Here is a 25,441-nt window from a genome sequence, read left to right on the forward strand (position 1 = left end):
GGAATCATTCCATGGCAGATCAACGCACTATCATCGCAACGGGTTGCTCTTCCGGCATCGGCGCTTTCTGCGCCCGTGCACTGACAGCCGACGGCTGGCGGGTTTTCGCAACCGTACGCAAGGAGGCTGACCGCGCTTCCCTCGAGGCCGATGGGATCGAAACGCTGCTGATGGACTATGCCCGGCCGGAAACGATCTCCGCCCTGGTCGCAACCATGTGCGAACGGACCGGCGACCGCATCGACGCCCTATTCAACAATGGCGCCTATGGCCAGCCGGGCGCGGTCGAGGACCTTTCGACCGATGTGCTCCGCGAACAGTTCGAGACGAATTTCTTCGGCTGGCATGAGCTGACGCGGCAGGTGATCCCGCTGATGCGCAAGCAAGGTCAGGGCCGCATCGTCAACGTATCCTCCATTCTCGGGCTCGTTCCCTATCGTTTCCGCGGTGCCTACACGGCTTCGAAATTCGCGCTGGAGGGCCTGACGATCACGCTCAGGATGGAGCTGCAAGGGAGCGGCATCCATGTCAGCCTGATCGAGCCCGGTCCGATCGCCTCGCGCTTTACCGCCAATGCGCTCGCCAAGATCGAGGAGCATATCGACCTCGAACGTTCAGCCCATGCGGTCGAATACCGGCGGCAATTGGCGCGGCTGAATGGCACAGGCCCGGTCAACCGGCACAAATTGGGACCCGAAGCGGTCTATGCCGTGTTAAAATCCGCATTGAACGCCAAAAATCCACGTCCGCATTATGTTGTGACCACACCTGCAAAACAGGGTGTTCTTCTGAAAAGGTTGTTGCCGGCTGACCTTTTCTATCGTCTGATGCGCCGGTTGGATTGAAAGACGAAGGCCCGAAGCAATGTCTACCGTTACCTATATCGCCGCCATCATCCTCATGGGTCTGGTCGCGATCGTCCTCATTCGCGGCCTGTTCAACATGATGAAGGGCGATAATCCAAATCTCTCCAACCGGCTGATGCAGCTTCGCGTGCTGCTGCAGGCAATCGCGGTCATCCTGATCATGCTGACGCTGTGGCTGACCGGCGGCGGCCGCCCGGGCTGACAACGGGGTTACCATGGTCAAGCTCAACAAGATCTACACCAGGACCGGCGATGACGGCACCACCGGTCTGGTCGCCGGCCCCCGCCGGCTCAAGCACGATTTGCGGGTCGAAGCCTATGGCACCATCGACGAAACCAACTCCGTCATCGGTGTTGCCAGGCTCCATACCACCGACATGCCCGAACTGGATGCCATGCTGATGCGCATCCAGAACGATCTTTTCGATCTCGGCGCCGATCTCTCAACACCGGAAACGGACAAACCGCTCTCCTATGAGCCGCTGCGCATCATCGACAGTCAGGTCGAGCGCATCGAACGGGATATCGACACACTCAATGCCGGTCTCGAACCGCTGAGATCCTTCATTCTGCCCGCCGGCAGCCGCGCCTCGGCGCATCTCCACCTCGCCCGCACGGTCGCGCGGCGCGCCGAGCGGCTGATGGTCGCCCTGTCGCGCAGCGAGGGCGAGCGGGTGAGCCCGGCAGCCATGAAATACGTCAATCGTCTCTCGGACTTCCTGTTCGTCGCCGCGCGCCATGCGAATGATCAGGGGCGCGCTGACGTTCTATGGGTGCCGGGGAAGAATCGCTAGGCGAGGCAGACGACGTCTATAAGCAGCCCGCCTTATTGACGTTGACGTAAACGTTATTTATGTCGCTAAAAGCAATTTGCCGTTCTGCGCCATGCAAGCGTTGTAATTGGGGGAAAAACGCGTATCCATGTCGCCATTCGACAAATGGAACGGCGCTGAACAGGCCATGTTCATGAGCGCAGTGTTGAAGGAAGGAACCCATGAAAATTCTCGTCCCAGTGAAGCGGGTTGTTGATTACAACGTCAAGATCCGGGTGAAGCCGGATGGCACGGGCGTCGAGCTCGCCAACGTCAAGATGTCGATGAACCCGTTCGACGAGATCTCGGTCGAGGAAGCGCTCAGGCTGAAGGAGGCCGGCAAGGCCGAGGAAGTGGTGGTGGTGTCGATCGGCCCGGCCAAGGCCGAAGAGACGCTGCGGACCGCGCTTGCCATGGGTGCGGACCGGGCGATCCTGGTCGAGACCGACGATCAAGTCGAGCCGCTGGCCGTTGCCAAAATCCTCAAGGGCGTGGCCGATGCCGAGCAGCCGGGCCTGATCATCGTCGGCAAGCAGGCGATCGATGATGACTCGAACCAGACCGGCCAGATGCTGGCGGCATTGCTCGGCACGGCGCAGGCAACCTTCGCCTCGAAGATCGAGATCGGCGAGGGAAGCGCTCAGGTCACCCGCGAGGTCGACGGCGGCCTGCAGACGATCGAGGTCAAGCTGCCGGCGGTAGTGACGACGGACCTTCGCCTCAACGAGCCGCGTTATGCCTCGCTGCCGAACATCATGAAGGCGAAGAAGAAGCCGCTCGACAAGAAGAGCCCGGCCGACTTCGGCGTTTCGACCGAGCCGCGCCTGAAGGTGCTGAAGACCGAAGAGCCGTCCGGCCGCAAGGCGGGCGTCAAGGTCAAGTCGGTCGCCGAGCTCGTCGAAAAGCTTAAAGTCGAAGCCGGTGTGCTTTAAACCAGTCCGAACGAGGAGTTAGACATCATGGCCATTCTTCTTCTGGCTGACCACGACAACCAAAGCCTGTCCGACCAGACCGCCAAGGCGCTGACGGCTGCCGTAAAGATCGGCGGCGACGTGCATGTGCTGGTGGCCGGCAAAGCCGCCAAGGCTGCCGCCGATGCCGCGGCAAGGCTCTCCGGCGTCTCAAAGGTGCTGCTCGCCGAAAGCGACGAGCTTGCCAACAATCTCGCCGAGCCGCTCGCCGATCTCATCGTGTCGCTGGCGGCAAGCTACGACACCATCCTGACGGCTGCCACCTCGGTCGGCAAGAACGTCATGCCGCGGGTTGCCGCCCTGCTCGATGTCGCCCAGGTCTCGGAAATCATCGAGGTGGTGTCATCCGATACCTTCAAGCGGCCGATCTATGCCGGCAATGCCATCCAGACGGTGCAGGCAAGCGACGCCAAGCGAGTGATCACCGTGCGCACCGCCTCGTTTGCCTCGGCCGCAGAGGGCGGTTCGGCTGCGATCGAAGCCATCCCGGCGGTCGCCAATCCCGGCCTGTCGACCTTCGTCAAGGATGCACTGTCGACCTCGGACCGTCCGGAACTGACCTCTGCGAAGATCATCATCTCCGGCGGCCGCGCCCTCGGTTCGGCGGAGAAGTTCAAGGAAGTGATCCTGCCGGTTGCCGACAAGCTAGGGGCTGCCGTTGGCGCTTCCCGCGCTGCCGTCGATGCCGGCTATGCGCCGAACGACTGGCAGGTCGGCCAGACCGGCAAGGTGGTGGCCCCGCAGCTCTATATCGCCTGCGGCATTTCCGGAGCGATCCAGCATCTGGCCGGCATGAAGGACTCAAAGGTCATCGTCGCCATCAACAAGGACGAGGAGGCGCCGATCTTCCAGATCGCCGACTACGGCCTCGTCGCCGACCTCTTCGAGGCATTGCCGGAACTCGAAAAGGCGCTGTGATCGCGCCGACTCTCTTTCGCAGTTGCGAAAGACTGGAAAATCATCCTTTATAGAGCTATCAATCTTGCCGGGCTAGAAATAGTCCGGCAAATTTGTGATGAAAAGTATGGCGCGCCTTCAAGAACGCGCCGCCGGGGAGTTGGCAATGAGTTCGCTGAAGACGATCGGTATTATCGGCGCGGGCCAGATGGGCTGCGGTATTGCTCACGTGTCCGCCTTGGCAGGCTACAAAGTTCACATCTACGATCTGTCGCAGGATCGTATCGAGAGCGGTCTTGCCACCATCAACGGCAACCTTGCCCGCCACGTCGCTTCCGGCAAGATGAGCGACGAGGACCGCAAGGCGGCGCTGTCGCGCATCACCGGTTCCGCCGACCTCAACGACCTCGCTCATGTCGATCTCGCAATCGAAGCCGCGACCGAGGATGAAAGCGTCAAGCGCAAGATCTACGCCCAAGTCTGTCCGATCCTGAAGCCCGAGGCGATCCTCGCCACCAACACCTCATCGCTGTCGATCACGCGGCTCGCATCCGCGACCGACCGGCCTGAGCGCTTCATGGGCATCCATTTCATGAACCCGGTGCCGGTGATGAAGCTGGTCGAGCTCGTGCGCGGTATCGCCACCGAGGAATCGACCTTCTCCGCCGCCAAGGAATTCGTCACCTCGCTGGAAAAGACGATCACGGTGGCCGAAGACTTCCCGGCCTTCATCGTCAACCGCATCCTGCTGCCGATGATCAACGAGGCGATCTACACGCTTTACGAAGGCGTCGGCACCGTCGATGCCATCGACACCGCCATGCGCCTCGGCGCGAACCATCCGATGGGCCCGCTGCAGCTCGCCGATTTCATCGGCCTCGACACCTGCCTGTCGATCATGCAGGTGCTGCACGACGGCCTCGCGGATTCGAAATACCGCCCCTGCCCGCTTCTGGTGAAATATGTCGAAGCCGGCTGGCTCGGCCGCAAATCCGGCCGCGGCTTCTATGATTATCGCGGCGAAGTACCGGTTCCGACTCGATAAAAGACCCTCCCCCAGCGGGGAGAGGGTCGCGCGCCAGCGCGGGGCGAGGGGGCGTTACCGGCAAAGCCGCGCTTCTTTGCCCGATAAACTTGTCCGAATATGACGCGGCACCCCCTCATCCGCCCTATCGGGCACCTTCTCCCCGAGGGGAGAAGGAGGAACGTCAAATCCCCGCCGCAGCCTTCACCAAATTCTTCGCATCCTCGCTGTCCCAGGCCGCCGGGCCGTTCATGGCCGAGATGAGGCAGCCCTTGCTGTCGATCAGCAGTGTCACGGGTAGGCCGAAGGCGAGTCCCTGCTTCTTCAGGGCGTTGAAGACGCCCATGGTGCTGTCGCGATAGTAGCCGAGCTTGTCGATGCCGTAATCCGTGCGGAAGGCCTTCGGCTTTTCGTCGTCGCCCGTGTCGATGTTGACGGCGACGACCTCGAACTTGCTGTTGCCCATGCTTTTCTGCAGCGCGTTCAGCGCCGGCATTTCCTCACGGCAGGGCACGCACCACGTCGCCCAGACATTGAGCAGCACGGTCTTGCCAGAGAAATCGCCAATCGACAGAGGCTGGGCATCCGGACCCTTGAAGGCGATGTTCTGCAGCGAGATCGGCGTCTGTGGCGCGGCCATTGCGGCAACCTGCCCCTTGGTAAAGGGCGTCAACGTCGCGGCGCGATCCTTTGCGGTCTCGCACTGTCCGGATGAGGCCGTTTCACCAATGCCATTGCCATACCCCGCCTCCTTCACGTATACCGCTGCCGCACCCGCAATAATCCCAGCGACGGCGGCAAGCAGAACGAGTTTCATGGACGGCAGACCGAACGGCTTCTTTGCTGTCATTACATTCTCCAGGTAGGCATCTCATGGCTGACGGCACGGACACCAAATCCTCCAACCAGATGTGGGGCGGACGTTTCGCTTCCGGTCCCGCGGCGATCATGGAGGAGATAAATGCATCGATCGGTTTCGACAAGAAGCTGTTTGCACAGGATATCCGCGGCTCAATCGCGCATGCCGGCATGCTTGCCCATCAGGGCATCATTTCAGCCGAGGATAAAGACAAGATCGTTCACGGCCTGAACACGATCCTGTCAGAGATCGAGAGCGGCAATTTCGAATTTTCCCGCCGCCTCGAAGACATCCACATGAATGTCGAAGCGCGGCTCGCCACGCTGATTGGCCCGGCGGCCGGACGTCTGCACACAGCCCGCTCGCGCAACGACCAGGTGGCACTGGATTTCCGCCTCTGGGTCAAGGAAGAGCTGCAGAAGTGCGAACAGGCGCTGACTGACCTGATCGCCGCCTTCCTCGACCGCGCCGAAGAACATGCCGAAAGCGTCATGCCCGGATTCACCCATCTGCAGACGGCGCAGCCCGTCACCTTCGGCCATCATTGCATGGCCTATGTCGAAATGTTCGGCCGCGACCGCTCGCGCGTGCGCCACGCCATCGAGCATATGGATGAATCGCCGATCGGCGCCGCAGCCCTCGCCGGCACCGGCTTCCCGATCGACCGTCACATGACGGCCAAGGCGCTTGGTTTCCGCGAGCCGACCCGCAACTCGATCGACACCGTTTCCGACCGCGATTTCGCCATCGAATTCCTGTCGATCGCCGCGATCGCCGGCATGCACCTGTCACGGCTGGCCGAAGAGATCGTCATCTGGTCGACGCCGCAGTTCGGCTTCGTGCGCCTTTCGGATGCCTTCTCCACCGGCTCCTCCATCATGCCGCAGAAGAAGAACCCCGATGCGGCCGAACTCGTGCGCGCCAAGACCGGCCGCATCAACGGTTCGCTGGTGGCACTCCTGACCATCATGAAGGGCTTGCCGCTCGCCTATTCCAAGGACATGCAGGAAGACAAGGAACAGGTCTTCGACGCCGCCGAAAGCCTGGAACTGGCGATTGCCGCCATGACCGGCATGGTGCGAGACATGACTGTCAACACCGCCCGCATGAAGGCGGCCGCCGGCTCCGGTTATTCGACAGCGACCGATCTTGCCGACTGGCTGGTGCGCGAAGCGGGCCTGCCTTTCCGCGATGCTCACCACGTCACCGGCCGCGCCGTTGCGCTTGCCGAGAGCAAATCCTGCGATCTTGCCGAACTGACGCTCGAAGAACTACAGGCGATCCATCCTGATATTACAGCCAAGATCTTCGACGTTCTGACGGTCGAGGCCTCGGTCGCCAGCCGCAAGAGCTACGGCGGCACGGCGCCGTCGGAAGTGCGCAAGCAGATCGCCTTCTGGCGCGGCCGTAACTGAGAAAATCGCCGAAAATCACAATCAACAATCAGGGTGCACAAGGCCCGGAAACTTCGCTATGAAGGACTGCTTCCGCGTTTGCCGCCCAAGAGGATTTCGATGCAGATCAACATGCCGCATATCATCCGCCTGACCGTCGTGCTCTCGGTCATCGGCCTTGCCGTCGTCGGATGTGGCCGCAAGGGCGATCTCGATCCGCCAAGCGCAGCAGCAACCAAGGGCGGTGACGTCAACAAGCCGACGAAACAGCCGGGCACGGAGGACAAGAAGTTCCTCCTCGATCCGCTTCTCTAAACAGGCCTCGACCGTGAACCATTTTCAATATCGCGACGGCATTCTCTACGCCGAGGACGTTCCCGTTCCGGAGATCGCCAAGGCGGTCGGCACGCCCTTCTACGTCTATTCGACGGCAACGCTCGAGCGTCACTACCGCGTCTTCTCCGAAGCCTTCGGCGATGTCGACGCCATGGTCTGCTACGCGATGAAGGCCAATTCCAACCAGGCGGTGCTGAAGACGCTCGGCCGGCTCGGCGCCGGCGTCGACGTCGTTTCCGTCGGCGAGCTGCATCGTGCGCTGGCCGCGGGCATTCCGGCAAGCCGCATTATGTTCTCCGGCGTCGGCAAGACCGCTGAGGAGATGGATGTCGCGCTGGAAGCCGGCATCTACTGCTTCAACGTCGAATCCGAGCCGGAACTGGAAGTGCTGAACCAGCGGGCCGTCCGCGCCGGCAAGGTTGCACCCGTTTCCTTCCGCATCAATCCCGATGTCGATGCCCGCACGCATGCGAAGATTTCGACCGGCAAGAAGGAAAACAAATTCGGCATCTCTTGGGAACGTGCCCGTGCCGTCTACGGCCGCGCCGCCAATCTGCCGGGCATCAAGGTCACCGGTATCGATATGCATATCGGCAGCCAGATCACCGAGCTGCAGCCCTTCGAGGACGCTTTCAAGCTGCTGCGCGATCTCGTCGAAACGCTACGCGGCGACGGCCACGATATCCACCATGTCGATATCGGCGGCGGCCTCGGCATTCCCTACCGCGACGACAACGATCCGCCGCCGGCACCGGAAGCCTATGCCCATATCGTCAAGAACCAGTTGAGCGGCCTGAACTGCAAGATCGTCACTGAGCCCGGCCGCCTGATCGTCGGCAATGCCGGTATCCTGGTGACCGAGGTGATCTATGTGAAGGACGGCGGCCATAAGACCTTCGTCATTGTCGACGGCGCCATGAACGACCTGATCCGCCCGACGCTTTACGAGGCCTATCACGAAATTCGCGCCGTCGAGATCACCGCCGCCAATGCCCCGCGCATCAAGGCTGATGTGGTCGGCCCGGTCTGCGAGACCGGCGACTACTTGGCTCTCGACCGCGAAATGGCGATGCCGAAGCCCGGCGATCTGCTGGCCATCAGCTCCGGCGGCGCTTATGGCGCGGTACAGGCCGGCACCTATAACAGCCGGCTTCTGGTGCCCGAAGTGCTGGTCAAGGGCAGCGATTTCCACGTCATTCGCCCACGCAAGACCTATGAAGAGCTGATCGGTCTCGATTCGATCCCGCCCTGGTTTGAAGCGTAAGTTCGAAAATCCGAGCGGATTTTCGGTGGGATTCACGCGCTATGCCCGATCAAACAGCTTGATCACGTTTCGGCGAAATCCGATGAAAAAGCGGCCATTACTGCCGCTTGCCCTCGTCTTCGCCACAAAGAATGTTATCTTCCTGTGAAAGGCGTCTCGCCGGGCGCCGCGATTGCGGGCCTATGCGACGCCCCAGCGTCTCCAACGGAGAGATAGCCATCAACGTCAGATCGGGGAGAAAGCCGGACCGATGACCAGCCCCAGCAACCTCAAGAAGGGCGCTCTCGCCACCCGTCCGGCGCTGGCGCGGCTGGTTGCGGTCAAGCGTCTCTTCGCGCGGCTGGTCCTGACATCGGAACAGATCCTGCCGCTGCTGCTGGTGCCGCTCTCGATCCTGGCTCTTTTCGTCTCAGCAGCCTGGTTCGGCATTTTCCGCATCGCACCGGATGCTCTGCGTCTCGTCCTGCTTGCCGTTTTCACCATCGCCTTCGCCATTTCCGTTGTCCCCTTCCGCCGCCTGCGCTGGCCGACGGTTGCGGAAGCCGACCGGATGCTGGAGGAGCGCAACGGCCTTGCCCACCAGCCGGTCACCGTGCAGGAGGACGAGCCGGCTTTCGACACGCCCTTTGCCAGAGCGCTGTGGCGGGAGCATCAGACGCGCATGGCGGCGCGGATCGCAGCTCTGGACGCCGGCCTGCCGCGTCCTGACATCGCCCGCTACGACCGTTTCGCGCTTCGCACCATTCCGGCACTGCTTCTGGTGACGGCGTTCAGCTTTTCCATGTCCAACAGCGGCGGCTCGCTGACCGATGCCTTCACCGCCCCGGCCATCACGTCCGTCAATCCGGACCTGCGCGTCGACGCTTGGGTGACGCCGCCCTATTACACCGGTGAAGCGCCTGTCTACCTGACGGGGGGTGCCGCCAACGGTGGCGACAGCGTCAACGTACCGCAATTCTCAGAACTGACCGTGCGCGTCACCGGGGCTTCGACGGATGAGAAGGTATTGTTCCGGGCCGCCGGCGCCGGCACGGAAGCCGAGATCCCCGAACAGGCCGCGGATGCGAGCAAGCAGCCGCCGGCAAGCGGCAATACCGCCACGCCCCCGACCATTCAACCGGTGTCGAACAATACCGCCACGCCGGCCGGCGCCGGCGCCATGGTCGCCCGCACCCATGTGCTGAAGCTCGAAAAGGGCGGTAAGCTGACCGTCAACGGCAAATCATGGTCTTTCAAAGTGGTCGCCGACAAGCCGCCGGAAATCGCCTTCGACGGCATTCCACATGCGACCGCCAACGGCGCGCTGGAAATCGGCTTCAAAGTCAAGGACGATTACGGCGTCGAGGAGGCCCATGCCGAAATCGTGCCTGTCGATACCGATCCTCAGGCCACGCCGCTTTACGGTCTGCCGGAATACCGACTGGAGATCTCGCGCCGCGACCGCCGGAACGGCAAGGGGCTGGCGAACCACGACCTGACGCAGGACCCGCTTGCCGGCAAGCAGGTGCGCATCAGCCTCGTCGCCCGCGACGGCGCCGGCCAGACCGGCCGCAGTGCACCCTATGAAATGACCTTGCCCTCGCGCAATTTCAGCCAGCCGCTCGCCGCTGCCGTTGCCGAGGAACGCCAGGTTTTCGCGCTGGACACCCGTAAGATGCCGGAGGCGATTGAACTCAATCAATCGCTGACCGTCCGCCCGGACGAGACGATCCCGGATCTCGGCAACTACCTGCTGATCGAATCCGCACTGGCACGCATGAAGCTTGCCCGCGGCGATATCGCGCTGAAGGATACCGCTGATTACCTTTGGCAGATCGCGCTCGGCATGGAAGACGCGCAGTTGACCGATGCGGAGAAGGCTCTGCGTGACGCGCAGCAGAAGCTATCCGAGGCTCTGCAGCGCAATGCGTCCGACGCCGAGATCAAGAAACTGACGGACGAACTGCGCAAGGCGATGAACGCCTATATGAAGGAGCTCGCCGAGCGCATGAGGAACATGCCGGCGCAGCCGAACCAGAAGTCGGCCAATATCCTGCGCCAACAGGATCTGCAGCGGATGATGGATCAGATCGAGAATCTGGCCCGCTCCGGCAACCGCGAGGCGGCGCAGCAATTGCTCTCCGAACTGCAGCAGATGATGAACAACCTGCAGGCCGGCCGGCCGCAGCGCGGCCAGAACCAGCAGCAGGGTGAAGCAAACGATAAGATGCGTCAGCAGATGGACAAGCTCGGCCGCATCCTGCGCGATCAACAGAAGCTGATGGAGCAGACGTTCAAGCTCGACCAGGCCATGCGCGACCGCATGCAGCGCGGCGACCCCAATGAGGATGGCGACGATGCGCTGAACCAGCCTATGCCGGAGCTGAACGATCCGACACAGCCGAACATGGGACAGCAGGATCAGGGCCAACAGAATCGGCAGCAAGGGCAGCAAGGCCAGAACCAGCAGGGCCAGAAGCAGCAGGGCGACAATCAGACGGATAACATGACCGCCGATCAACTGCGCGATGCCCTGAAGCAACTACGCAAACAGCAGGATGAACTCGGCAAGCAGCTCGGCGAACTGCAAAAAGACCTGGGCTCCATGGGCATGAAGCCGAACCAGAATTACGGCAAGGCCCAACAGGAAATGAAGGGCGCCTCCGGAGATCTCGGTCGGGGCAATGGCGAAGCCGCCGTGCAGGACCAAGGCCGCGCACTCGACGCATTGCGCAAGGGCACGCGCGACATGATGAACCAGCTCATGGCGCAGATGCAACAGCAGGGTCAGGGCCAAGGGCAGCAGCAAGGTCAGGCTGGCCAGGGTAATCAAAACGGCCGCGATCCGTTGGGACGTCAACGCAGCGACGGCAATTTCTTTGATGAGACAAACGAAAACAAGATACCGAACATCATCGACCCGCAGCGCGCCCGCGAAATTCTCGATGCGATCCGCGAGCGGCTGAGCAACAACCCATCATTGTCGGAAGAGCGGCGTTATCTCGAGCGCCTGCTCAATTTGGGCCAATAAAGTCACCCGGGGTTCGCCGCTATCGGCGAAGCTCATTCCGATGATCTTGCCGTTCAAGCAGCGAGCGCACGAGCAACCGCCTTGCGGATGTCCGGCAGGGCGAAGGGCTTGGAAACCACATCGACGATCTTTTCCATGAGGTCGTCGGCGCGTTCGCGCTGCTCGGCATAGCCGGTCATCAAGAGTATCTTCATCCCAGGGCAAGTCGAGGCAGCCTGATGCGCCAGTTCGATGCCGTCCATCACCGGCATGCGGATATCGGAGAGCAGCAGGTCGTAAGCGCCCTGTCTCAATTTCTCCAGACCTTCAGCGCCATCGGCCGCCTCTTCGGTCTCGTGGCCGTCCAAGCGCAGGGCGCGGGCGACAAAGGTGCGAAGAGAATCTTCGTCTTCGGTGATCAAAATTTTTGCCATGGTCTATGCTCCGTGGTCCGTCATGTTCCGCGACCGAAATCACCAGAATTCCGTTTGCGATCGGTAAACGGCGACGGTGCGATACGGCTCCGTGGTTAATGAGTCGTCATCGCTGGAGCGTATTGGGACAGATTGCCGGAGGATGGGGTTGTCCCAAAACCGGCAGCCGTTTCTGACCCCGAAATCTCAGGCGTCCCCGGTTACTACGCCGACAAAAGGCAGTTCGCGGAAGGCGTAGGCAACGTCCATGCCGTAGCCGACTACGAAATAGTCGGGGCATTCGAAACCGACATAGTCGGCTTCCAGCTCTTCCTGGCGCTTGACGCTCTTGTCGAGCAGCACCGCGAGCGTGACGTGGCGGGCGCCGCGCTCGTAGAGCAATTCCTTGGCAAATCGCAGCGTACGACCGGATTCCAGAATGTCGTCGATCAGCAGCACATCGCGATCTCGGACATCGCTGTCGATGTCCTTGACAATCCGTACGCCCTGGGAAACCGTGCCTGCACCATAGCTGGAGAGCGTGATGAATTCGACTTCCGGCGCCAACCCCGTGTCATGCAGCGCACGCAGCAGATCGGCGGCAAAGATGAACGAGCCCTTGAGAATGGCGATGACGAGGAGGTCCTTCGTCGGTCCGCTGGCGATTTCCTTCGCCATGGCGCGATTGCGCTCGGCGATCTGCTCGGCGGTGAAAAGCGGCTCGATATTCTTCCCGCGTACGACAGGCATTGAATGGCATGCTCCATAGCTGTTGCGGCACTTGTCCGCCGATCAAGCTCTAGCCCGTAGCACAATCCGGAGGGCCGACACACCCCTACTGCATGAAGGAAAGGCGAACATCCGGCATTTTTCCGCCGGGATGCTGTAATCGCGTGGAAAATCCGCGGCTCTCATGTGGCCGGATGCGGTTGACCGGCGGGTTCACCACCACGCTCGTCAGCAATTGCCCGCCGGAGAAGATATCGGCGCGGACAGGGGGCACGGAGAGCGTCGCGCCGGTCTCGTTCTCGATGATGCCGTTGACGGTGAGCACCCGCATGCCGTTCTCGTCGCGCGGCGTCAGTGTCACATGGGAAAACTGCAACGGCTCAGAGGTGGCCTGTGCCGGTGTGCCCGATAACCCCGCGAAGCCGCCGGCAAGACCGAAGACCAGGATGGCCAGAGCAACGATGAGCGCCACGAAGCTGCGGCGTGAAGCCTGCTGCAGCCAGCCTTCGGCAAGGCGTAGGCCCGTCAATGCGTGAAACAAAGCGCCCTTGGGGGCCGGCCGCGGCGATTGCGTGGGGCGGGAAACCCTGTCGCTTACATTACCGCTCGCAACGGTCCTGATACGGCTGGGGATGACCGTCACGAACTCGGCGTCGACGACATCCGGCTTCGGCCCGAAGCGGCGTGCCAGTCCCGAACCCAATGCGCGTTCGGGCGGCAACAGGTCATAGATCAATCCCGCCTGCGGTTGGCGGTGGCGAAAAGTGCCCATGACGACCTCCTTTTCCGGTGATCCACATGGTTTCACGCCCACCTAAATTCTGGGCATTGAAACGAATCCTGCCCAGTCGTAAATTTTAATGGTTAATGCTTCGCAAAGATCGCCATGAATCGGGCGCCTTTCCAGCAAAATTTACCGGCTGTTAACGCCCTTGGTTAACAAGTCGCCTGATTGAACACTGCGGAAGAGTGGACTGCCCGTTGATTCATTTTGAGAACGTCGGTTTGCGTTATGGTATGGGTCCGGAAATCCTCCGCGACCTGACCTTCGACATTCCGAGAAAATCGTTCCAGTTCTTGACGGGACCTTCCGGCGCCGGCAAGACGACGTTGCTTCGGCTTCTCTTCATGTCGCTGCAGCCGACCCGCGGACTGATCCGCATGTTCGACCGCGAGATTTCCTCGATCCCGCGCAACGAACTGCCGCTCCTGCGCCGCCGTGTCGGCATCGTCTTCCAGGATTTCCGGCTGCTCGAACATCTGACCACCTATGAAAACGTCGCGCTGCCGCTCCGCGTACGTGGCAAGGAGGAAAGCTCCTATCGCACCGACGTGCTGGAACTGTTGAAATGGGTCGGCCTTGGCGAGCGCATCAATGTGTTGCCGCCGGTTCTCTCTGGCGGCGAGAAGCAGCGTGCCGCCATTGCCCGCGCCCTGATCGACCGCCCGGAGATCCTGCTCGCCGATGAGCCGACCGGCAATGTCGATCCACCCATGGCGCGGCGGTTGCTCAATCTCTTCCTCGAACTCAATCGCCTCGGCACGGCGGTCGTCATCGCCACGCACGATCTCACTCTCATGGATCAGATCGAGGCCCGGCGCATGATTCTATCGGGAGGGCATCTCGATATCTATGACTGAGCCCGACCGCCGCAGGAGAGCCTCGAATACCGGGGCTGCCAACAACCAGGAAAGACCCGTCGCATCTCCGCCGGAGAGAAGACGGCCGGAAATGCGCGTGCGTCCGACCGGACCGATCGTGCCGTCCTCCAATATCCAGGGCAATGCGCTGATCGTCGTCATCGCCATCATGGCTTTCCTTGCCTGCCTGACGCTCGGCGCCGTCAGCATGGTGCGCTCGACGGCGGCAAGCTGGGAAAGCCAGATTTCCCGCGAAATCACCATCCAGATCAAGCCGGACGACAATCTCGACATGGACAAGGCGCTCGCCAGCGCCCGCGATATCGCGCTCGGTTTCGTCGGCACCAAAAGCGGCCAGATCGTCGACGAGGCGGCGACGGCTCGCCTGCTCGAACCCTGGCTCGGCGCCGGCCTCGACCTCAAGGAGCTGCCGGTCCCGCGCCTGGTGATCATCACCATCGACGAAACGCATCCCCCCGATTTCGAGGCGATGCGCAACCTCCTCAAGGATCAGATTCCGCAGGCAACGCTGGATGATCACCGCACCTGGGTCGATCGGCTCGTTTCGATGGCGCATACTACCGTCCTCATCGGCACCGGCGTGCTGCTCCTGGTTTTCACCGCCATGGTGCTGACCGTGGTTTTTGCCACACGCGGCGCGCTATCGAGCAACCGCCATATCGTCGAGGTGCTGCACTTCGTCGGCGCCGAGGGCACCTTCGTCGCCACCGAATTCCAGAAGCATTTCCTGAAGATCAGCCTGAAGGGCTCGGCTGCCGGCAGCGCGCTCGCCGCCCTGTTCTTCGCCAGTGCCGGTTTTCTGCAAAGCCGCACGATCGCCACGCCGCAGACCGATCAGGCAACCGCTCTGTTCGGCACATTCTCGGTCGGCGCGCTCGGCTATCTCGGCATTTTCGCCACCATGATCATCATCGCCCTGCTCACCACGGTCACGGCGCGCTTCACCGTCATGCGCACCATTTATGAGATCGATTTGATCCGCTCCGACCCCGGGAGGACCGAAACTGTGCAGAATTGACGCTACGGCGATGATTTTTTACGATTTAACGACCCGTTCCTTGCCGCAATTTGCGCATAATGACGAATCATGAGCATGGACCTGACGACTCGCAAAACCGTGAGTTCGCAGACGTTGCGGGAGCAATCCCGCAGCGACAGGCCTGTGCGGCGCAGCCTCTTCCGTCGGTTTTTGCGCTGGGGCGGCTTCGGCTTCATCATCCTTGTCGCCATAGTTTTCGGCGGCTTCCTGCATTTCGCCGATTCGATCACCACGCTGAAGCCGCCACCCGAGCCGAAGGCGGATGCCATCGTCGTGCTGACCGGCGGCTATCAGCGCATAGGCCAAGCGGTGGAACTGCTGCGCACCGGCGCCGGTAACCGGCTGCTGATCTCCGGCGTCCATCCGACCACCACGCCGTCGCAAATCCGCAGGCTGACCCAAAGCCCCGTCAGTCTCTTCAACTGCTGCGTCGATGTCGGCTATGACGCCCTCGACACCATCGGCAATGCACGCGAGGCCGCGAAATGGATCCACGCCAGAGGCTACAAGAGCATATTGGTGGTGACCAACAACTATCATATGCCGCGCAGCCTGGCCGAGCTGAAATATGTCGATCCGGCCACGGATTTCATCCCATACCCGGTGGTCAATTCCGATCTCAAGACCACGAACTGGTTCACCGATCCCAATGCCTTGCGCACCATGCTCTCCGAATATGTTAAGGTTCTTCTCGCCGGCGCGCGCAATCTCACGGGCCTGGGACGCCCGGTCGGCCTGCGCTCGCGGGAAGCGGACGATGATCGGAGCTAAGATGGTCGGCAACACGCGACTGGCTTTTTATTGACAGCGTAATCGTGTAGGCAAAGCTTCGGATGCTGGCGAAAGCCGGCGTGTTGGGAAAGCCTTGATGATCACTTTGCGTTCGATCCTGTTCAATACGACCTTCTATGCCAACTTGATCATTCGCATGATCGTGCTTTCACCGATCTATTTCCTGATGCCGCGCAAGGCCGGCTATGCCATCCCCAAGGCCTGGGCGAAATCCAGCGTCTGGCTGATGGAGAAGATCGTCGGCACCACTTTCGAAATTGAGGGCCTGGAGAATATTCCAGCCGGCAGCTACATCTTCGCCCCCAAGCATCAATCCTTCTGGGATACTTTCGCGCTGCTGCCCTATCTCGACGATCCCGTCTACATTCTGAAGCGCGAGCTGATGTGGATTCCGCTGTTCGGCTGGTATGCGAAGAAACAGCGCATGATCCCGGTCGACCGCAGCGCCCGCGGCAAGGTGATGTTTGACGTGCTGAAACGCACGCGGGAAGAGCTGTCCACCGGCCGTCAGTTGATCATCTATCCCGAGGGTACCCGCCGTCCGCCGGGGGCCGAGCCGGTCTATAAGTACGGCATCGCCCGCATGTATCGCGATCTCGATATTCCTGTCGTCGCGGTCGCCATGCATCCCGGCCTGTTCTGGCCGCGCCGCACCTTCCGCAAATATCCCGGCCATTTCAAGGTGCGTATCCTGCCGCCGATCCCGCCCAGCCTTGATCCGGACGTCTTCTTTGCGCGATTGGTCGAGGAGACGGAAAAGGCAAGCGACGAATTGCTGGTCGAAACGATCGCCAACAACCCGCATCTGCCGGTCCCGCCCACGGCGGCAAAACGCCTGGATGAGATCGCCAAGGCGAAAATGGCGGCCGCGGTTTAAGCGGAACGCCTTCGGCTCGGCGGGAGAAGGTCGATCAGGATGCTTTCCGCTTCCGCTCGATCTCGCCCACCACCTGTTCCAGCCACTGGTCGCGAATGCCCATCTCGCGCAGATGTGTCAACGTATTGAAGACATAGGCATCGTTCGGTCCGGACTGTCCGACGGCGGAATCGACAATATGGGCAGCCTCTATGGCATCGAGCGTGCCGGCATATTGCTGATGGTTCCGGTCGACAATATAGGCGACGGCAGTCACCCTCCGGCCATCCGCAAGGCGAATAGGCAGCCTCTTTTCCAGATAGACGTTGGTGACCAACTCGCGCTCGCGTAGATAATTCAGTATCTCGTCCCACTCGGCGGCGGCTATGCTGAATGCCATGCCGCGGCAGGAGCCGCCATGGTCTAGGCCGAGCACCAGGCCGGGTTTTGCCTCCGTCCCGCGATGGACCCAGGAATGAACGCAGAGGGAGCGGCGATAGCCGAAAATCAAGGCCTCTGCTTTTTCAACATAGCTAAACCCCGGATTCCACATGAGTGATCCGTAGCCAAACACCCAAAATTCGTCCATATCCCACGCCAAATCACTGTGAACACATCGGTTCAACCATTGGAGAACAACATGGCAGCGTCAAGCCAGAGCGTAGCATCCGGCAGAGGCAAACGCATGTGGCTCATCGGGCTAGGTCTGATCGTGGTCCTCGCCGGGTTTTATACCGGCGGCTGGTTTTACGCGACCACGATCGTAAAAACGACGGTGTTGAAGGCGCTCGGCGAGCAGAACGCCGCCGGCATCTCGGGCGAATGCAGCGACATGGCCTCCAGCGGCTTTCCCTTCTCCATCGGCCTCTCCTGCGCCAAGGTGACCGTCGACGACCATGTGAAGGGTGTTTCCGCCTCCTTCGACAATCTCAATGCCTCGGCACCGGTCTATCAGCCGAACCATGTCGGCTGGAGCCTGAAATCGCCGGCGGAAATCCGCACGGCGCAGGGCCTGACAGTGTCGGCCGAATGGGCTAATCTGCAATCGAACCTCGTCGCCAAGGGGCGCGGTGTCTCGCAGAGCCAGACCGTCATCGATGGCCTGAAGGCCGGCATCGTCTCCTCATTCACCGGCCAGAGCGCTGACGTGACCGCTGCCCACACAGAAATGCACGCCCGCCAGAACGGCGACGACCTCGAGCTGGCAATCGACATCGAAAACGCCACGGCAGTTATCAAGGATTTTCCGCAGACGCTGCCGACGGCATCGACAAGCGCCGATATTACCCTGACCGGCAAGGCCGGGCTGCTCGACGGCAGTGACGGACACGGCCTTTACGGTGCGGCCGGCGTTCTGCGTCAGGTGGTGATCGATATCGGCGACGGCCGCGTGATGACGCTTACCGGCCCTTTCAATTTCGACGATCAGGGCTTTCTGTCCGGCCAGTTCAAACTGCAGATCAATCAGATCGGGCCATGGGGCGACAGCCTGAAAGCAACGATCCCGGCGGCCAAGAACATGATCGATACCGCCACCAAGCTCCTGAAATCGCTCGCAGCCGGCAGTGACAAGGTCTCTGTCGATCTCACCGCCGATCATGGACGCCTGTCCCTGAGCGGCTTCATCCCGCTCGGGAAGGTTCCGCCGATCTGACCTTTACCTTCGCCCGGAAGAAGGTGGACGCGAACGGTTGAGCGTAGCGAAGCCGCGAGTGGCCGGATGAAGGGGGACTCGCAGCGAAGCTGCGAATGCCTTGAGCGGCGAGCGAAAGGCAATCTGACAATGCAACGCCCTCTCAACCTGCGCTTACGCGCATCCTTCTCCCCGCCGGGGACTATTGCAAAATTGGTTGGATATGATTCCCTGTTGTTGAACGGGGACGATTAGCATGGCGATGAAACGGACTGGTCAGTTCAGTTTTGCGGATGCGTTGATGCCGGCGAGTGGTGGCAATCAGCGTCTGGATCGGTTATCGGGACTTGTAAAATGGTACCGGTTCGAGAAGGTGCTGCAGCGGCTGCGCAATGACGCGGCTGCGGGCCGCCCGGCCTATCCGCCGCTGATCATGTTCAAGGCGCTGCTTTTGCAGTCGCTGTACGGCCTATCGGACATGGAGCTGGAGGAAGCACTGTACGATCGGCTGTCGTTCCGCCGCTTTGTTGGCCTAAGCTTGGGAGAAGCTGTTCCCGATCACACGACTTTGTGCCGGTTCCGCAACCATCTGATCGAGGCGCGACTTCTGGAGGTGCTGTTTGCGGAACTCGACAGTCAATTGGACAAAGCCGGGTTGATTCTGCGGCGTGGCACGATGCTGGATGCGACCATCATCGAGACGGGAGCCGCTCGGCCGCCGAGGGAGCGCCTGCCCGGACAGCAGGTTGGCGAACCAGCAGGAGATGACGATGACGTGGACACGGCGCCGCTGGTGAAGCTGAGCGACCCGGATGCCCGTTTCACACGGCGCAAGGGCCGGCAGGGCTCGTCTTACGGCTACAAGGCCCATGTCGGTGTCGATGAGGGCTCGGGCCTGATCCGCCGGCTGATCACCACCCCGGCCAATGTCAACGACACGGTCTGCGCCGATGATCTGATCTGCGGTGACGAACAGGCGGTATTGGCCGATAGCGCCTATCATACCCATGCCCGCGAGAAGAAGCTGAAGGCCAGAGGCATCAAGGCGCGGCTGATGCGCCGGCCCAACAAACATCACCGCACACTGCCGCCGAAGCTGCAACGCTTGAATGATCTGATCGCCCGCCGGCGCGCTGCCGTCGAGACGACTTTTGCCACATGGAAGCGCCGCATGGGTCTTTCGGTCATTCGTTATCGGGGACTAATCAAGGCGCAAGCCCAGGTGCTGATGACGGCAATCGCCTTCAACATGCGTCGCTGGGTGACGCTCAGCGCCTGAGCCAGGGCTCGGACTCCGTCCGCCGCCCACTCAAACCCAAAACAGCCACCCAAAATCAGCCCGCTAACCAACATAGCGGACCCCAAAACACGACCCTATCCCTCAAGCCGTGTCCTTTCACTCTATTATGCAACGGTCCCCTCCGGGGAGAAGATATTGCATACTACTTCTTCCCATCCAGCGCGTGACGGCCAAAGTCCGGGGCGTCGACATCCTGGCCGGCCTCGACGATCGAGCGGCGAATGGCGCGGGTGCGGGTGAAGAGATCGAAGATCTTGTCCCCCTCGCCCCAGCGGATTGCCCGCTGCAGATAGGCGAGATCTTCCGAAAAACGCGCCAGCATTTCCAGAATGGCATCGCGATTGTGCAGGCAGACGTCACGCCACATGGTCGGGTCGGAAGCGGCGAGACGAGTGAAGTCGCGGAAGCCGGAGGCGGAATATTTGATGACTTCCGACTCCGTCACCGCCTCCAGATCATCAGCCGTGCCGACGATGTTATAGGCGATGAGATGCGGCAGATGCGAGACGATCGCCAGCACCTTGTCGTGGTGTGCGGCATCCATTTCATCGACGCGCGAGCCGAGCGTTTCCCAGAAACGGCGAAGCTTTTTGATGGCGGCCTCGTCCGTGCCGGGGACCGGTGTGAAGATACACCAGCGGCCTTCGAACAGCCCGGCAAATCCGGCGTCAGGCCCGGACTTCTCCGTGCCCGCAATAGGATGGCCGGGAATGAAGTGCACATTGCCCGGCATATGCGGTTGCATCTGCGCGATGACCGACGCCTTGGTCGAGCCGACATCGGTGACGATGGCGCCGGGCTTCAGATGCGCGGAGATTTCCGCGGCGACGCTTCCCGAGGCGCCGACCGGCACGGAGATGATGACGAGATCGGCATCCCGAACGGCTTCGGCTGACGACGGCGTATAGCGGTCGCCGAGATTAAGCTCCTCGGCACGCTTCAGCGTCTCGGCGCTGCGGGTCGAAATCACCACGTCCTTGGCGAGGCCGAGCCGCTTGATATCATGGGCGATCGACGAGCCGATCAGGCCGATGCCGATCAGCGCGATACGATCGAACTGGACGCTGCTCATGCCTTGCGTCCCATGAATTCGGTCAGCGCATCGATGACACCCAGATTGGCCTCTTCCGTGCCGATGCTCATGCGCAACGAATTGGGGAAGCCATAGGCGCGCACCGCGCGCAGGATATAGCCGCGGCTGGTCAGGAACGCGTCGGCATCGGCGGCGCGCTTGCCCTCGATGTCGGGGAAATGGACGAGCACGAAGTTGGCGACCGACGGCGTCACTTCGAGGCCGATCGATTCGAAGGCCTTCGTCACCTTCTCGATCCATAGCGTATTGTGCGCCACCGCCTTCTCGGTGAAGGCCTGGTCGCGGATGGCGGCCGCGCCTGCCGCAATGGCGGCCGCGTTCATGTTGAACGGGCCACGCACGCGGTTCAGCGCATCCACCACATCGACAGGCCCATACATCCAGCCGACGCGCAGCGCCGCAAGCCCGTAGATCTTCGAGAAGGTGCGGGTCATGACGACATTGGGATTCGACGAGACGAGCTCGAGGCCGGCCTCATAGTCGTTGCGGCGGACATATTCGGCATAGGCAGCGTCGAGCACGAGGACCACATGCTTCGGCAAACCCGCCTGCAGGCGGCGGATTTCGCTGACCGGAACATAGGTGCCTGTCGGATTGGCCGGATTGGCGATGAAGACGATCTTGGTCCGCTCGGTGACCGCGGCAAGGATCGCGTCGACATCGACGGTGCGATCCTTCTCCTTGACCGTGACCGGCGTCCCGCCCGCAGCCAAGATCTGAATCTTATAGATCAGGAAGCCGTGCTCGGTGATGATGCCCTCATCGCCGGGTCCGAGATAGACATGGCAGAGCAGGCCGAGTAGCTCATCGGAACCATTGCCGCAGAGGATATTGGCGGTGTTCAGGCCATGGATGTCGGCGATCGCCTGGCGCAATTCCGTGGCTTGCCCGTCCGGATAGCGTTCCAGGTGTTCACCGGCTGCGCGGAAGGCTTCGATGGCTTTGGGGCTTGCACCGAACGGCGTCTCGTTCGAGGAGAGCTTGAACACCCGCGCCACACCGGGCGCATGCTCCTTGCCCGGCACATAGGCGGCGATATCGAGAATGCCGGGGCGCGGGACAGGCTTGTTCATTTCCATGCTCATGGGATCGACCTTGGGAAGGGCCGGAAAATTCCGGCTTTAGACACCCCCGTGGCATTAATGCGGATTGACGAATTTGTCGAGTGTTCGCGGTTCACCGCTCCGACTATGCACCGCCGCGCGTCGTCGGGATGCCGCGCGGCGCCAGCACCGGCACAAAGACGCGGCGCGAGGCGCGGACGGCGACCGGCAGGCCCTGATAGAGCCGCTTCTGCGCCTCGACGATGATGACGCCGGAAAAAGCCGGCCAGAGGGTGCGTCCGATCCGCTCGAAAGCGCGTCTGAGACGCAGGACCGTGCGCAGTTTCGAGGGAGGAAAAAACAGCGCCTCGGCCGTCGCTCCCGGCGTGAAATTGGTCTCGCGCAGCAGGGAGGTGAGCTGCCCGCGCGAATAGGGCCGGCCGGAGCCGAAGGGCGTATGCTCCATGCGTGCCCACACACCCGTGCGGTTCGGCACGACGATGACCAGCCGCCCGCCGGGCGCCAGCACCCGCCAAAGCTCCTTCAGCGTCTCGCGCGGGCTCTCGGCGAATTCCAGCGAATGCACCATCAGCACCCGGTCGATGGAACTATCCGGCAGCGGCAATTCCTCATCGAAGATCAATGCTGTCGACGAAGCCGAATCCACCGGCCAGTTCACGGCGCCCTGCCCCGCCGGCATGAAGGCGAAAGTGCGCTCGGTATCGGTGCGGAAACGATCGAGATAGGGAACGGCATAGCCGAGGCCGACAAGACGCTCTTCCGGCAGCCGCGACCAGATCGAGGCAAGCGCCATTGCGATAGACTGCTCGGCCAAGCGCCCGAGCTCGGAATGATAGAATTGACGAAGATCGACGATATCGGCGTGCATCGTCGCAAATGTTATCAGCCGCCCGTTGGACTTCAAGGCCGAACCGCCTACATTCCGATTCAACCGCATCGATGAGGACTATTTCGACCATGAAACCCTTGGAATTAGAGGTATTTATCTGCCGCTCCGACAATTTCGGCGTGCTCGTCCATGATCCCGAAAGCGGTTATACGGCGTCGATCGACGCACCGGAAGCCGGACCGATTCTGGCGGCCGCCAAGCGTCGTGGCTGGACGATTACCCACATCCTTACCACCCATCATCACACCGATCATGTCGAAGGCAATCTGGCGCTGAAGGAGCAATTCGGCTGCGAGATCATCGGCCCGATCAACGAAGCCGTCGCCATTCCCGGCATCGACCGCGCCGTCGGCGACGGTGACACCTTCGAGTTCGGCGATCACACCGTCAATGTCATCGAGACACCGGGCCACACCGCCGGCCATGTCTGTTACCACTTCGAGGATGACAAACTGCTCTTTGCCGCCGACACGCTCTTTGCGCTCGGCTGCGGCCGGCTGTTCGAACGGCCGGCGACCGATATGTGGGCGTCCCTGCAGAAGCTTGCCGTATTGCCGGACGAAACGGCAATCTATTTCGGCCACGAATATACGCTGTCCAACGCCCGCTTTGCCGTGACCATAGATCCCGACAATGAAAGGCTGAAGGCGCGCGCCGCCGATATCGAAGCCATGAGGGCCGAAGGCAAATTCACCATTCCGACGACGCTCGCGCTGGAGAAGGAGACCAATCCCTTCCTGCGCGCCGCCGATCCGTCGATCCGGCGGCATCTGCTGATGGAAAGCCGCAGCAACGAGGAAGTCTTTGCTGAAATCCGCAAGCGCAAGGACAATTTCTGATGCGCCCGGAAGAGATCATCGAGGCACTTTCCATGCAGCCGCATCCGGAAGGCGGCTGGTATGTGCAGACATTCCGTGACGAGCATGGCGGCAGCCGCGGCCATTCGACCGCAATCTACTACCTCCTGCAGGCGGGCCAACGCTCGCATTGGCATCGGGTGCGCGATGCCGCGGAGGTCTGGCACTATTATGCAGGCGCGCCGCTCGCGCTACATCGCTCCGCCGACGGCAAGGCGAGCGAGACGATCGTCCTCGGCATCGATCTGGCAAAAGGCGAGCGTCCGCAGGCGATCATCCCCGCCGATTGGTGGCAGGCCGCCGAAAGCCTCGGAGACTTCACCCTCGTTGGCTGCACTGTTGCGCCGGGCTTCGAATTTTCCAGCTTCGAAATGGCGGCTCCGGATTGGAAGCCTTCGCCGGCCTGAACTTTTCCGTTTATCGATATGAAGCACGACTCAAGGTCGCTGCTTTGTGTTCAGGCACCTTGAAAAGGCGTCGCGCTGCGTCAGCTTTGCACGGAGAGAGAGAAAATTGATTGATGTGGTGGAGGTTATTTCGTGCGTGTGTTGTTTCCCATGTTTGTTCTGGCGGGCTGCATCATGAGCCTTCCCGCCGCTGCCCTTGACGCTCCTGCCGCGCCGCCGGCGGAACGCCCGCTGAAGGAATTCGTCACCTCGGTCGAGAAGGACGGATCGATCACCTTCCGCCTCTACGCCCCTTCGGCAAAAGCCGTGACCGTGGTTCTCGGTTGGCACGATCCGATCGCGCTGCAACGCGGCGATGACGGCTTATGGGCTGCCAAGACCGAGCCGTTGAAGCCCAACCTCTATGAATACTATTTCAACATCGACGGCTTTCGCAGCATCGATCCAGGCACGAATTCGCCCAAGCCGCAGCGACAAGTGAATACCAGCCTCATCCTGGTGCCTGGCAGCATCCTCGATACGCGCAACGTTCCGCACGGCGACCTGCGGCTGGTGACGCTGCATTCCAAGGCGCTCGATTCGGAGCGCCAGATGTACATCTACACGCCGCCCGGCTACGACAACCCGTCGAAGCCCTTTCCCGTGCTTTATCTCTATCACGGCTTCGGCGACACGGTCGCGTCCTGGATTGCGCAGGGCCGAGCACCGCAGATCCTCGACAATCTGCTGGCGGAAAAGAAGATCGAACCGATGATCGTGGTCATTCCGGACACGGAAACCGACGTGCCGAACGCAATTGCGGAGAATTTCCCCGCCGCCGAACGCCGCAAGGACTTCTATCCCGTCAATGCCGAAGCAGCGGATCGAGAGCTCATCGAGGATCTCATCCCCTATATGAAAGACCATTACCAGGTGCGCAGCGATGCCGATGGACGCGCGGTCGCTGGCCTGTCGCAGGGCGGATACCAGGCGCTCGTCTCCGGCCTTACGCATCTCGGCACCTTCGGCTGGGTCGCGACCTTCAGCGGCGTCAGCACGACCACCGTGCCGGACAAAGCGGTGGACGCCGCCTTGAACGATCCGGACAGGATCAACAAGACGCTACGCAACTTCACGGTGACGGTCGGAAGCAAGGATCAAGTCGTCGGCAAGGATGTCGCCGGCCTGAAGGCGACGCTCGAAGAGAAGAAAATCAGGCACGACTACCAAGAATATCCGGACCTCCAGCATGAAATGGATGTCTGGCGGCCATCGCTGATCGCATTCCTGGAGAAGGTCTTCAAGAAGTAGCAGAC

General features: G+C 61.3%; 27 protein-coding genes. 19 read left to right on the forward strand and 8 right to left on the reverse strand.

Annotated elements, in window-relative coordinates; genetic code table 11:
• The first annotated feature begins 11 nt into the window (after positions 1-11).
• The 6 genes from QA646_RS14195 to QA646_RS14220 all read left to right on the forward strand — a co-directional run bounded on the left by QA646_RS14195 (position 12) and on the right by QA646_RS14220 (position 4,591).
• Positions 12-845 (forward strand): SDR family oxidoreductase, encoded by an 834-nt coding sequence (locus QA646_RS14195; RefSeq protein WP_283056064.1) that lies wholly within the window; start codon positions 12-14, stop codon positions 843-845.
• A gap of 19 nt (positions 846-864) precedes the next feature.
• A complete protein-coding gene (locus QA646_RS14200) occupies positions 865-1,068 on the forward strand; it encodes a twin transmembrane helix small protein (protein WP_283056065.1) in 204 nt (67 codons plus the stop codon).
• A 13-nt stretch (positions 1,069-1,081) separates the two neighbouring features.
• Positions 1,082-1,660, forward strand: coding sequence for a cob(I)yrinic acid a,c-diamide adenosyltransferase (locus QA646_RS14205; RefSeq protein WP_283056066.1), 579 nt, complete (start codon positions 1,082-1,084; stop codon positions 1,658-1,660).
• 200 nt (positions 1,661-1,860) lie between these two features.
• A complete protein-coding gene (locus QA646_RS14210) occupies positions 1,861-2,610 on the forward strand; it encodes an electron transfer flavoprotein subunit beta/FixA family protein (RefSeq protein WP_283056067.1) in 750 nt (249 codons plus the stop codon).
• A gap of 27 nt (positions 2,611-2,637) precedes the next feature.
• A complete protein-coding gene (locus QA646_RS14215) occupies positions 2,638-3,567 on the forward strand; it encodes an electron transfer flavoprotein subunit alpha/FixB family protein (RefSeq protein WP_283056068.1) in 930 nt (309 codons plus the stop codon).
• Between the two features lie 145 nt (positions 3,568-3,712).
• Entirely contained in the window at positions 3,713-4,591 is an 879-nt protein-coding gene (locus QA646_RS14220) for a 3-hydroxybutyryl-CoA dehydrogenase (protein WP_283056069.1), read from the forward strand.
• Between the two features lie 163 nt (positions 4,592-4,754).
• Here the strand turns inward: QA646_RS14220 and QA646_RS14225 are convergent, their stop codons facing one another.
• Positions 4,755-5,420: a TlpA disulfide reductase family protein gene (locus QA646_RS14225; RefSeq protein ID WP_283056070.1), complete on the reverse strand. Its 666-nt coding sequence runs from the start codon at positions 5,418-5,420 to the stop codon at positions 4,755-4,757.
• Between the two features lie 23 nt (positions 5,421-5,443).
• Here QA646_RS14225 and argH point away from each other — a divergent pair, with 23 nt between their 5' ends.
• From argH to QA646_RS14245, 4 genes are all read left to right on the forward strand, one after another.
• Positions 5,444-6,844, forward strand: a complete 1,401-nt coding sequence (gene argH, locus QA646_RS14230) for an argininosuccinate lyase (protein ID WP_283056071.1) — start codon at positions 5,444-5,446, stop codon at positions 6,842-6,844.
• 99 nt (positions 6,845-6,943) lie between these two features.
• Positions 6,944-7,138 carry a lipoprotein gene (locus QA646_RS14235; RefSeq protein ID WP_028754825.1) on the forward strand — a complete coding sequence of 65 codons (195 nt, stop codon included), beginning with the start codon at positions 6,944-6,946 and terminating at the stop codon, positions 7,136-7,138.
• Between the two features lie 13 nt (positions 7,139-7,151).
• On the forward strand, positions 7,152-8,423 hold the full coding sequence (gene lysA / locus QA646_RS14240) for a diaminopimelate decarboxylase (protein WP_283056072.1): 1,272 nt from the start codon (positions 7,152-7,154) through the stop codon (positions 8,421-8,423).
• Between the two features lie 250 nt (positions 8,424-8,673).
• Entirely contained in the window at positions 8,674-11,433 is a 2,760-nt protein-coding gene (locus QA646_RS14245) for a TIGR02302 family protein (protein ID WP_283056073.1), read from the forward strand.
• Positions 11,434-11,486: 53 nt separating this feature from the next.
• Here QA646_RS14245 and QA646_RS14250 read toward each other — a convergent pair whose 3' ends face one another.
• The 3 genes from QA646_RS14250 to QA646_RS14260 all read right to left on the reverse strand — a co-directional run bounded on the left by QA646_RS14250 (position 11,487) and on the right by QA646_RS14260 (position 13,326).
• Positions 11,487-11,846: a response regulator gene (locus QA646_RS14250; protein WP_283056074.1), complete on the reverse strand. Its 360-nt coding sequence runs from the start codon at positions 11,844-11,846 to the stop codon at positions 11,487-11,489.
• A 186-nt stretch (positions 11,847-12,032) separates the two neighbouring features.
• Positions 12,033-12,575, reverse strand: coding sequence for a hypoxanthine phosphoribosyltransferase (gene hpt, locus QA646_RS14255; RefSeq protein WP_283056075.1), 543 nt, complete (start codon positions 12,573-12,575; stop codon positions 12,033-12,035).
• An 85-nt stretch (positions 12,576-12,660) separates the two neighbouring features.
• Complete coding sequence (locus tag QA646_RS14260) at positions 12,661-13,326, reverse strand: hypothetical protein (RefSeq protein ID WP_283056076.1); 666 nt, start codon at positions 13,324-13,326, stop codon at positions 12,661-12,663.
• Positions 13,327-13,535: 209 nt separating this feature from the next.
• Between QA646_RS14260 and ftsE the strand changes: the two genes are divergently transcribed.
• From ftsE to QA646_RS14280, 4 genes are all read left to right on the forward strand, one after another.
• Complete coding sequence (gene ftsE / locus QA646_RS14265) at positions 13,536-14,195, forward strand: cell division ATP-binding protein FtsE (protein ID WP_199773495.1); 660 nt, start codon at positions 13,536-13,538, stop codon at positions 14,193-14,195.
• Positions 14,196-14,286: 91 nt separating this feature from the next.
• Entirely contained in the window at positions 14,287-15,234 is a 948-nt protein-coding gene (locus QA646_RS14270; RefSeq protein ID WP_283056077.1) for an ABC transporter permease, read from the forward strand.
• A 69-nt stretch (positions 15,235-15,303) separates the two neighbouring features.
• Positions 15,304-16,026 (forward strand): YdcF family protein, encoded by a 723-nt coding sequence (locus tag QA646_RS14275; RefSeq protein ID WP_283056078.1) that lies wholly within the window; start codon positions 15,304-15,306, stop codon positions 16,024-16,026.
• Positions 16,027-16,123: 97 nt separating this feature from the next.
• On the forward strand, positions 16,124-16,924 hold the full coding sequence (locus tag QA646_RS14280) for a 1-acyl-sn-glycerol-3-phosphate acyltransferase (RefSeq protein WP_283056079.1): 801 nt from the start codon (positions 16,124-16,126) through the stop codon (positions 16,922-16,924).
• A 34-nt stretch (positions 16,925-16,958) separates the two neighbouring features.
• On the opposite strand, the gene QA646_RS14285 is transcribed toward QA646_RS14280, so the two are convergent.
• Positions 16,959-17,492, reverse strand: a complete 534-nt coding sequence (locus QA646_RS14285; RefSeq protein ID WP_283056080.1) for a gamma-glutamylcyclotransferase — start codon at positions 17,490-17,492, stop codon at positions 16,959-16,961.
• A 51-nt stretch (positions 17,493-17,543) separates the two neighbouring features.
• On the opposite strand from QA646_RS14285, the gene QA646_RS14290 reads away from it, so the two are divergent.
• Both QA646_RS14290 and QA646_RS14295 read left to right on the forward strand, forming a co-directional pair.
• Entirely contained in the window at positions 17,544-18,557 is a 1,014-nt protein-coding gene (locus QA646_RS14290) for a DUF2125 domain-containing protein (protein WP_283056081.1), read from the forward strand.
• 235 nt (positions 18,558-18,792) lie between these two features.
• Complete coding sequence (locus tag QA646_RS14295) at positions 18,793-19,815, forward strand: IS5 family transposase (protein ID WP_283055989.1); 1,023 nt, start codon at positions 18,793-18,795, stop codon at positions 19,813-19,815.
• A gap of 163 nt (positions 19,816-19,978) precedes the next feature.
• On the opposite strand, the gene QA646_RS14300 is transcribed toward QA646_RS14295, so the two are convergent.
• The 3 genes from QA646_RS14300 to QA646_RS14310 all read right to left on the reverse strand — a co-directional run bounded on the left by QA646_RS14300 (position 19,979) and on the right by QA646_RS14310 (position 22,897).
• The gene (locus tag QA646_RS14300) at positions 19,979-20,908 is read right to left on the reverse strand and encodes a prephenate/arogenate dehydrogenase family protein (RefSeq protein ID WP_283056082.1); all 930 of its coding nucleotides are present in this window, start codon (positions 20,906-20,908) and stop codon (positions 19,979-19,981) included.
• Positions 20,905-22,014 carry a histidinol-phosphate transaminase gene (gene hisC / locus QA646_RS14305; protein ID WP_283056083.1) on the reverse strand — a complete coding sequence of 370 codons (1,110 nt, stop codon included), beginning with the start codon at positions 22,012-22,014 and terminating at the stop codon, positions 20,905-20,907. The genes QA646_RS14300 and hisC overlap by 4 nt, the downstream gene beginning before the upstream one ends.
• 103 nt (positions 22,015-22,117) lie before the next feature.
• Positions 22,118-22,897 carry a class I SAM-dependent methyltransferase gene (locus QA646_RS14310; protein WP_283056084.1) on the reverse strand — a complete coding sequence of 260 codons (780 nt, stop codon included), beginning with the start codon at positions 22,895-22,897 and terminating at the stop codon, positions 22,118-22,120.
• Between the two features lie 53 nt (positions 22,898-22,950).
• On the opposite strand from QA646_RS14310, the gene gloB reads away from it, so the two are divergent.
• The 3 genes from gloB to QA646_RS14325 all read left to right on the forward strand — a co-directional run bounded on the left by gloB (position 22,951) and on the right by QA646_RS14325 (position 25,436).
• Positions 22,951-23,721 carry a hydroxyacylglutathione hydrolase gene (gloB, locus tag QA646_RS14315; protein WP_283056085.1) on the forward strand — a complete coding sequence of 257 codons (771 nt, stop codon included), beginning with the start codon at positions 22,951-22,953 and terminating at the stop codon, positions 23,719-23,721.
• A complete protein-coding gene (locus tag QA646_RS14320; protein WP_283056086.1) occupies positions 23,721-24,146 on the forward strand; it encodes a cupin domain-containing protein in 426 nt (141 codons plus the stop codon). Before gloB ends, QA646_RS14320 begins: the two co-directional genes overlap by 1 nt.
• Positions 24,147-24,278: 132 nt before the next feature.
• Positions 24,279-25,436: an esterase gene (locus QA646_RS14325; protein WP_283056087.1), complete on the forward strand. Its 1,158-nt coding sequence runs from the start codon at positions 24,279-24,281 to the stop codon at positions 25,434-25,436.
• Positions 25,437-25,441: the final 5 nt, after the last annotated feature.

The sequence above is a fragment of the Rhizobium sp. CB3090 genome, assembly GCF_029714285.1.
Lineage (GTDB): Bacteria > Pseudomonadota > Alphaproteobacteria > Rhizobiales > Rhizobiaceae > Rhizobium.